The sequence below is a fragment of the Streptomyces niger genome, assembly GCF_000718305.1.
Taxonomy (GTDB): Bacteria; Actinomycetota; Actinomycetes; order Streptomycetales; family Streptomycetaceae; genus Streptomyces; species Streptomyces niger.
This window is the reverse complement of sequence record NZ_JOFQ01000066.1, coordinates 1-440: the sequence shown is the minus strand read 5'-3', so window position 1 is coordinate 440 and position 440 is coordinate 1. Positions and strand designations below refer to the sequence as shown.

At 65.5% G+C, this 440-nt stretch carries 1 pseudogene; it reads right to left on the bottom strand.

What is annotated here, in order from left to right:
• Nucleotides 1-403 (bottom strand): annotated as a pseudogene (locus IF20_RS36920) (ADP-ribosyltransferase); the annotation flags it as partial.
• Between the last annotated feature and the right edge of the window lie 37 nt (nucleotides 404-440).

Here is a 440-nt window from a genome sequence, read left to right as displayed (position 1 = left end):
CATCCCGGATCTGATTGTGCTCGGCGATCAGATCCTCGTCGTAATCCCCGTCCTCATCGTCCTTGTGGTCGCGGATGAACTTCTGCGCCTTGGTCTTCAGCTCCGCCAGCTTCGGGACCAGCGGGCGGATCTCATCGGCGTAGGAGGACAGGGCCGAGGCCACCGTCTCCAGGCCGTCGGCGAACTCATCGGCCCGGGTCTGGACCGGCTTGGTGGTGGCGAAGAGCTGCTCCGCCTCGGGGGCTTTGTAGTAGGCGGACAGGCCCTGGAAGTGGGAGTGGACGTCCGCGCCGGTGGTGCGGATGTGCCCGGCGTCCGCCTTCAGCGCGGCGTGGTCCTTTTCCAGTTCCGGCAGGTTGCCGGTGTACTGCGGAATCTGATCGGGCTTGAGCTCGATCTTCATCGCTCCTGGACCCCCGGCTTCGTCGGGTCCACATCCA